We start from the raw sequence: 7,564 nt of genomic DNA on the forward strand, positions 1-7,564 counted from the left end.
AAATAGTATAACCCTCTCTTAACTACCAGGTATCCTGCGCTTTCATCGTCTTTTCGATCAATTCACGTACAGCACCCCTGCCCCCATCTTTGGTGGATATGAACGTAGCAATTTCTTTTATATCATCGGCCGCATCGGCAGGGCAGGCGCGAACACCGCAGCGTTGCATTACTTCAAAATCAGGCATATCGTCTCCCATATAAGCCACAGTGCCCGGGTGCACACTTTGCATGTATAAATAGTCTTCAAAGGTGTCCACCTTGTCTTCTATACCCAGAAATATGTCTTCTATGCCTAACTGTTCCAGTCTATTGCGCACACCTGACTCATTTTTGCCTGAAATAATAGCTATGCGGTACCCTTGGTTTATAGCATGTTTGATGGCAAAGCCATCTTTTATATTGAAGCTACGCACTTGTTCTCCATCAGCGAAGCTATAAAGCAGGCCGTCGGTTAATACGCCGTCTACATCCAATACAAAGGTTTTGATGCGGGTAAGGTCTGGTTGAGTGATTGACATATGCAAAGAATAGAAAAGGCTCCTTCGGTGTGAAAGAGCCTTTAAAAGTATATATTTTTCCTGATTTATACGAAGAGTTTAGTCTTGGTTGTCGCGCCACTCATAAACCCAGGCAGCCTGTATTTGCTCCAGATGTCCTTCGTTAGCTTGTTCGCGTGTGCCCTCAAAGTTTGGCAGCGAAAGAACCCAATCCAGCAGTTCTGTAAAGCGGATGCGGTAAATCTTTGATTCTGAGAAATCATCGCCGAACTTTTCATAAAGTGCCATGGCAATGTCTTCGTAATCGTTCCAGTGTATAGGTGGCTCGTAGCTCATACTTTTTCTTTATCAGTTGTCATTTAGCATTTACCAATCGCTGATAAATGTTGCTTATTGAATGAATTAATGGCCCAGAAAATCCTGCTCTGGGATGGTAACCACTACATCTTCGTTGCCTTGCACAACACACTGGCAGCCAAGCCTGGAGTTGATACGAGGGTCTACGGCGCGGTCAATATAATCTTCCTCTTTGTCAGAGATTTCAGGAAGGTCATCCATGCCGGCCTCGATGTACACATGGCAGGTACTACAGCCACATACACCGCCACAGTTGTGCTGTAATTTAATGGCATTGTTCAGGGCTACATCCAGCACCGACTCGCCTTCTACGGCAGGGTGTGTTTCGTCTGGTGAGCCATCTGCAAACTTAAATGTTATATTAACAACTTTCATGTCTTTTTCAATTTGGGTCGCAATTTACGAAGCATGCCTTCCGAATCAAAGTATACGGCCGGTTATGCTATAGCAGTTAAACTATTACAGGTGCTAATTGGTTAGGCCGACTTGGCTGCCGACTGTATACTTAGTGTGAGTAGCCTATATATTTCGTGCCATTGGGGCTGTTCCTGTAGCATGTGCAGGTGTGCGTTAATCACATTATCGTCGTGGCGTACAGCTGGCCCTGTTTGTACACTAAAGGGAGGTTGCTGCGTAGCCTTGGCTATCGTTTCCTGGATCAGTGGCTGTAGTAGCTCCTTTGGCAGGTTAGCCTCCTGTAACAGTTGCTGACTGATGCCCAGCAGGTGGTTAGTGAAGTTGCAGGCAAACACCGCTGCTAAATGTAACTGCTTGCGTGCTCCTGACCCGACTACCTCTACCTTAGAACTTATACTTTGCGCTAGTAGCTTTAGTGCCTGTAGCGTAGTTTCGTCCTGGGACTCTACCAATAATGGAATCTGTGCAAAATCTACAGGTTTAGACTTGCTAAACGTCTGGAGTGGGTAAAAAACACCTGCTGCAGCATCTTCAATGCTGCTTATGATCTCTAGTGGCTGTGAACCTGATGTATGAGCCACAACAGTAGCAGGGGGCACCTTTATCTCTCCGGCCACAGCGGCAAGAGCACCATCAGGAACCGCTATCAGTACTACATCAGCTACAACATGACGTAGGTCTAGAGAAGCAATAGCTTTGGCCTGTGTCAGTTTACTGGCTAATGCTTCTCGCTGGGCAAGTGTGCGGCTATAAATAGCTGTGATAGTATGCCCTGCTGTTTGTAATGCTAACGCCATATGCCACGCTACATTTCCAGCGCCTATAATAGCTATGTTCATCGTTTTCAGGAGTGTCTGCTGATAATATCTTTGTAAAGACTATAAAGTTGCGGCATGACTGCTTTAGAAGAAAAGCGGTTCATGAAGTCCTGCCTGATGGAGTGGCTGTCATATTTGTTGGTATGCTCCATCATACTTAACATGGCTTCGGCTAGCTCTTCTGGATTATTTCTTTCTACTAACAAACCGTTTGTTTGATTTACAGTAGTCTCCGGACCTCCACATCTAGTCGCAATAATAGGTTTACCACAAGCTATAGCTTCTATAAAAACAATACCAAGGGCTTCATACTGGCTTGCTAGTACAAAGGCATTGCAGGTCTGGTATTGCTGTAACGCCTCCTCTTTATTTATTTCTCCTAGCCATTCTATCTTATCTGCAATGTTTAGATTAGTCGCCAGTTTCTGATACGTGCTGAGGTATTCTCCTACTCCTCCTATAGTTAAAGAAACATCTGCCCTTTGCTCAGCTACAATTTTAAATGCATGTAGCAGTGTGTCAAATCCTTTTTTAGGGTGTATGTAACCTAATGAAAAGAAGCGAAAAGATTGATTAAGATTGGCAGATGCAAGGCAAGGAGTGAAGTATGTTTCATTAACAAAGTTTGATACAACACGAACATTCCTGATTCTATGAGTTTGCATCATTTGTTTCTGAAACTCACTCTCTGCTATATTGACTACTGAGTGAGCATAGGCAAGCTTTAGCTCAGGCTTAAGATCGCCGTGTTTTGTGATGGAGAAAGAATCTGGGAAAGGGCCCATATGCTCTGTTATAGCATATGGTAGTTTTACCCGGTGGCTTAGCTCTTTAGCAACGATACCGGCAGGTCTACCGGTGTGCGCGTGTATCAGGTCAACAGGGCCAAAGTCTGCCTCAAAAGCTTTTAGATTGGCAAGGTTTGCTTTGATGATGCCTTCCATATTCCCCTTGGCAATATGTTGTGTCCATGAAAAGGTTGGGTGGTAGTATACAACATGATTCTGCTGCAGCACCTCCTTGTAAGGTTTAGTATTGGCAGTGAAAATCTTCTTTAAATTGAACAGGTGGTGTTTTGCCTGGAGCGCTAGGTCTAGCCTATTTTGGCCCCAGTTGCTGACGCCGATGTTAAGATCTGCGTAATGTGAAGCAAGCTGCTGCAGCTGTTTTACCAAAAATGATCCACTTACTGGAAAGTGGGCAGAAGGATACCAGGATGGAATAATAAAGATGTTCATGCTCACTCCGTTAATAAACAGAAAAGGCAGGATAAACCTGCCTTTTCAAAGATATTTATTTCTGGCTTATGCTGCCTGTGCTTTTCGTTTTTCTTGCGGTTTAGCTACTCTCGCACCCGCACCTTCGTCTTTGCGGCGTACAATAGCCATCACAAAACCAATAGACATAACAATTGTGCCGATCCAAAGAACACTCACAAAAGGTTTTTCCATTGCTTTCAAGATGATCCAGTCCTTCTGGGTAGCGTTTACACCGATTGTAAATTTGTTGTTCTCTGTGTCGATGTTCATGAAGGTGAGGCGCAGACCAAGATCGGCAATTTCTTCCGGTACACGGCCCATCATCTGGTCTTTAATCATCAGCACTGGATGCGCATGATAATTTTTGTTCTCGCCCAGGATTTTTAAATCTGCTTGCACGGCTACATCCCCCATTGCTAATTGTACACCAGGCACCTGCTTTATTGGCTCTATACCGTTAAACACAGCTACATAATCATTTAAAATAAGCGTATCTCCAGCACTAACTACATACTCTTTTAGCTCACCCCATTCTTTTTCTTCCGGGGCCAAACCTGATACGTGTGTGTACAAATCCATGTCTGCGGAATGTTTGATATCAGGAGAAGCCAAGAGACCCATGTTCTCATTTACCTGTGCACGTGGGTAGAGCGTAAATGCCTTACCAGTCTCGCGAACTTTGTAGTTTACTTGATAATAAGTGTTCTCCGGAGATAATAGCTCCAGGGTATCGCCTGTTTCAAAGTATACTTTGTCTTCTGCCTTAACCTGACCGCGTGCAATAGCTTTATAAGGATCAGCAGTCGGGAAAAGCAACTCACGATCTACATATCCCGGAACACCTATCACTTCCTGAAACTGTCCGTGATAGCTAACGGTATACTTATCCATTTCTACAGGAGCGTTTCGCCAAAGTAGTACGTTATCTCGGTTAAGCTCTTCCGGAAACTCGCGGGAGTACACCATACCAGAGATATTCTGTGAGATAATGTTAGAGTAACCTGAAGAGAACATAATGCCGATCAGCATCATGGCAATACCAATGTGTGCCACCGCACCACCAGATAGCGACACTTTCTTGTGAATCAGGTTCAGGATAATGCTGAGGTTAGCGAATATCGAGAACAAGCCAGCTACCAACAGCGTAATATAAGCTGGGTTATCAATTGTTTCATTCAGCACGCCAAGCTTCGATAACACAATAATTAAGCTGGCGAATAATAAGGTAAGCATGGCAGGAAGTGTGATGGCATCCATAAAGCCCCCTTTGTCGCCTTTACGCCACCACAATAACTGGCCTATACCGGACAACACTGCCACAGCCACTCCACCCCAGAGTTGGAACTTAGTGTAGTGCTCGATCTGATCTGCTGGCAAGGCTACATTAGATTCAATGCCAATAAAGCCTAAGAAGGAATTCCATACCGGAATAGAAGTAGTGAAAAGAACCTGGAAAGCTGCTAAGCACAGTACCACCGCACCGATAAATACCCAGAACTCACCACTGTAAGTTGATAGTTCTTTCTCTGTTGTTGGAATATATTTCCATCTATACACCAGTAAAGCAACTGCCAATACCGCAAAAGCAGCCAGGTATGCAAACAGCTGTCCTGATAAGCCAAGATCTGTAAAGGAGTGTACAGATGCATTACCTAAGATACCGCTTCTAGTGAGAAAGGTAGCGTAAAGTATAAGCAGGAAAGAAGCCATTACAAGAATGTATGAAGCCTTCAGCCCTGACTTGCCGCGACGGTAAGCAATCATCGTATGAATCGCTCCAACTAAAACTAACCACGGAATATATACGGCATTTTCAACCGGGTCCCAGTTCCAGTAACCACCGAAGTTAAGGGTTTCGTAAGCCCAGTAAGCGCCCATTACAATACCTATGCCAAGCACAACTGCTGCAAAGTGAGCCCAAGGCAGAGCTGGCTTTACCCACTCCGTATACTTGCCTTTCCAGAGGCCGGCCATGGCAAAAGCAAAAGGTATAAGGGTAGCTGCAAAGCCCAGGAATAGGGTTGGCGGGTGAATTACCATCCAATAGTTCTGGAGTAGCGGATTCAGGCCAGTACCATCCTGCGGAACAAAATTAGGGTCCATGGCGAACACAGGGGCATCCGTCATAAAGTCGCGCATCAGGATGAAAGGAGAAGAGCCGATTTTCATATCGCCAATCACCACACCCATGATCATAGAAGTGAGAAACAACTGCACAAAGGAGAACATAGCCATTACCGGGGCCTCCCATACTTTGTTTTTCTTGTTGGCATTAATGAGCACAAAGCCCAGCAGTACGTGCCAGAAAATCCAGAGCAGGAACGAACCCTCCTGACCTTCCCAGAAGCAGGAGATCATGTAGTACACCGGCAGGTGATTTGAAGAGTGGCTCCAGGCGTAGTAGTACTCGTACCGGTGCTCGTAAATAATATTAAAGAGCGTGAAGATAATCAGCATCACAGCTGCTCCATGCACATAAAAAGCACCACGTGCCAGATTGCGCCAGCTGTTGTCACCGCTTAGCTCCACCTTGTTACGAGATGCCATGAAATAGGCGTAAGAGGATACCACGGCTGCTACAAAAGCCACAATCACACTCGCATGGCCAATATCCCCAATCAGCGTATTAATCATCTTTAATAGTTAAAAGTTTAAAGGTATGAGTTATGAGTTATGAGTTATGAGTTGAGGAAGGGAAAGAGTCATCACTTTAAACTCTTAACTTTCAACTCTTAACTAAACTACAGGCTTGCTGTATTTTGCTGTACTTCTTTCTCCACGTACTTAGACGGGCACTTGAGCAGAATCTTATCGGCCACAAACACATTCTGTTGCATGTTGCCTGTAATTACTACTTGCTCAGAGCGTTCAAAGTCCTGTGGTTTTGGGTTAAAGTACACCACCTGCTGCTCTACACGGTTTGTGTCAACTAAGGTAAACGTGAAGTAGTTAGGGTCTATCAGTGGGTCGTAGTTCATGCCTACAATGTGGCCCTGCGGGTCTTTCTTCAGGCGGCCTACAACGTGTACTTTTGTCATGTCACCGTCTTCGGCGCGCTCAATGGCGTCACCGAAAGAAACATATGTACTGGCATCACCCACAGAAGACATGATGATAACAATCGCTACGGCGATAACTAAAATCCCGATGATGTGTGTCTTTTTCATTTATAGAACAAGCTTGATACTCTGATTTCTTGAAGTCTAACACGCCGGAACCTAATATAAATCCATGGCGGAAAACTAATTTATACTTAAAATAAAGGTTAATTGCGTACTTGCTTTTCCAGTTTGCTCACCTTTCGGTCAAGCGAAACAAGGTAAAGGATAAGGCCAACCATTACAGTTAAAAGCACGATCACAACTACATAAATTTTTCCATCCTGCCGAAGCGTGTCGGCCATCTCTACTTCATTTTGTGGAGCAGATGAAAACTCCACCTCCGTTTGAGCGGGCTGTGCCTGCACTTGTTGGATGCCTGCTGTGGTGCAAAGTATAGCGCACCATACTGCCAGTATTCTAAACAGTTTCATATAAGCGTTGTCTGAGTATCTCTAGTCTTGATTTTACATTCACGATCCAGATGCCTAGTAGCGTCCAGCCTAACACGGCAGGGTAGAACACCATACGGAGGCTGCTATCCATGTCATAGGTGTTAAAACCTGGATTGCCTCCGTTGCCCGGATGCAGCGAATCGGTTAGGCGAGGAAGTATAAACAGGAGCGGAATAAGCGCTGCAAAGGCAAAGATGTTGTAGACCGCACTGATGCGGGCACGTTGCTGCTGCTCGTTAAAGGAGCTGCGCAGCACCAGGTAAGCAAAATAAATCAGCAAGCCAATGGCTGAGGCGTTCTGCTTCGGGTCATTGCTCCAGTACTCGCCCCAGGTAAATTTAGCCCATTCCATACCTGTAACAATGCCCAGCACACCGAACAAAATACCTACTTTGGCTGCTTCAAAAGCAATCACATCGTTTTTAACTGTTGGGTTGCGCAGGTACTTAATGGAATATGCCACTGATACCAGCAGAATCAGGATCATACCAAACCACATCGGCACGTGGAAGTATAGGTTACGGACTGTCTCGTTCAGAATAGCTAACCGCGGAACATCAGAAAGCATACCAGCCACTACGGTAAAAACCAGTAGGAGCACAGCCAGTATTTTCCACCAATTGTTTTTCATTTCTTTTTTAGATACTAGATGTTAGACTTT

Annotated in this window: 9 protein-coding genes; all 9 read right to left on the reverse strand. The window is 44.9% G+C overall.

Features of this window, described 5'->3' with window-relative positions; genetic code table 11:
* Positions 1-22: 22 nt before the first annotated feature.
* Positions 23-520 (reverse strand): KdsC family phosphatase, encoded by a 498-nt coding sequence (locus tag ACFQ2O_RS18300; protein WP_377531288.1) that lies wholly within the window; start codon positions 518-520, stop codon positions 23-25.
* Between the two features lie 78 nt (positions 521-598).
* A complete protein-coding gene (gene iscX / locus ACFQ2O_RS18305) occupies positions 599-835 on the reverse strand; it encodes a Fe-S cluster assembly protein IscX (protein ID WP_377531291.1) in 237 nt (78 codons plus the stop codon).
* A gap of 66 nt (positions 836-901) precedes the next feature.
* The gene (locus ACFQ2O_RS18310; RefSeq protein WP_377531294.1) at positions 902-1,231 is read right to left on the reverse strand and encodes a 2Fe-2S iron-sulfur cluster-binding protein; all 330 of its coding nucleotides are present in this window, start codon (positions 1,229-1,231) and stop codon (positions 902-904) included.
* Positions 1,232-1,332: 101 nt separating this feature from the next.
* On the reverse strand, positions 1,333-2,112 hold the full coding sequence (locus ACFQ2O_RS18315; protein ID WP_377531296.1) for a Rossmann-like and DUF2520 domain-containing protein: 780 nt from the start codon (positions 2,110-2,112) through the stop codon (positions 1,333-1,335).
* Between the two features lie 5 nt (positions 2,113-2,117).
* Complete coding sequence (locus ACFQ2O_RS18320) at positions 2,118-3,329, reverse strand: glycosyltransferase (RefSeq protein WP_377531299.1); 1,212 nt, start codon at positions 3,327-3,329, stop codon at positions 2,118-2,120.
* Between the two features lie 66 nt (positions 3,330-3,395).
* Positions 3,396-5,984 carry a cytochrome c biogenesis protein CcsA gene (gene ccsA, locus ACFQ2O_RS18325; RefSeq protein ID WP_377531302.1) on the reverse strand — a complete coding sequence of 863 codons (2,589 nt, stop codon included), beginning with the start codon at positions 5,982-5,984 and terminating at the stop codon, positions 3,396-3,398.
* Between the two features lie 107 nt (positions 5,985-6,091).
* A complete protein-coding gene (locus ACFQ2O_RS18330) occupies positions 6,092-6,517 on the reverse strand; it encodes a cytochrome c maturation protein CcmE domain-containing protein (protein ID WP_377531305.1) in 426 nt (141 codons plus the stop codon).
* A 98-nt stretch (positions 6,518-6,615) separates the two neighbouring features.
* Complete coding sequence (locus ACFQ2O_RS18335) at positions 6,616-6,882, reverse strand: CcmD family protein (RefSeq protein WP_377531308.1); 267 nt, start codon at positions 6,880-6,882, stop codon at positions 6,616-6,618.
* Positions 6,869-7,534: a cytochrome c biogenesis protein CcsA gene (gene ccsA / locus ACFQ2O_RS18340; RefSeq protein ID WP_377531313.1), complete on the reverse strand. Its 666-nt coding sequence runs from the start codon at positions 7,532-7,534 to the stop codon at positions 6,869-6,871. Before ccsA (ACFQ2O_RS18340) ends, ACFQ2O_RS18335 begins: the two co-directional genes overlap by 14 nt.
* Positions 7,535-7,564 lie beyond the last annotated feature (30 nt).

Origin of the sequence: Pontibacter rugosus (assembly GCF_042678745.1) — a bacterium.
GTDB classification, from domain to species: Bacteria; Bacteroidota; Bacteroidia; order Cytophagales; family Hymenobacteraceae; genus Pontibacter; species Pontibacter rugosus.

What these genes read in the sequence shown, in the direction of transcription:
- ACFQ2O_RS18310 (WP_377531294.1), bottom strand. Translation starts at nt 1,231, where the DNA reads ATGAAAGTTGTTAATATAACATTTAAGTTTGCAGATGGCTCACCAGAC.
- ACFQ2O_RS18335 (WP_377531308.1), bottom strand. Translation starts at nt 6,882, where the DNA reads ATGAAACTGTTTAGAATACTGGCAGTATGGTGCGCTATACTTTGCACC.
- ACFQ2O_RS18300 (WP_377531288.1), bottom strand. Translation starts at nt 520, where the DNA reads ATGTCAATCACTCAACCAGACCTTACCCGCATCAAAACCTTTGTATTG.
- ACFQ2O_RS18330 (WP_377531305.1), bottom strand. Translation starts at nt 6,517, where the DNA reads ATGAAAAAGACACACATCATCGGGATTTTAGTTATCGCCGTAGCGATT.
- ACFQ2O_RS18315 (WP_377531296.1), bottom strand. Translation starts at nt 2,112, where the DNA reads ATGAACATAGCTATTATAGGCGCTGGAAATGTAGCGTGGCATATGGCG.
- ccsA (WP_377531313.1), bottom strand. Translation starts at nt 7,534, where the DNA reads ATGAAAAACAATTGGTGGAAAATACTGGCTGTGCTCCTACTGGTTTTT.
- ACFQ2O_RS18320 (WP_377531299.1), bottom strand. Translation starts at nt 3,329, where the DNA reads ATGAACATCTTTATTATTCCATCCTGGTATCCTTCTGCCCACTTTCCA.
- iscX (WP_377531291.1), bottom strand. Translation starts at nt 835, where the DNA reads ATGAGCTACGAGCCACCTATACACTGGAACGATTACGAAGACATTGCC.
- ccsA (WP_377531302.1), bottom strand. Translation starts at nt 5,984, where the DNA reads ATGATTAATACGCTGATTGGGGATATTGGCCATGCGAGTGTGATTGTG.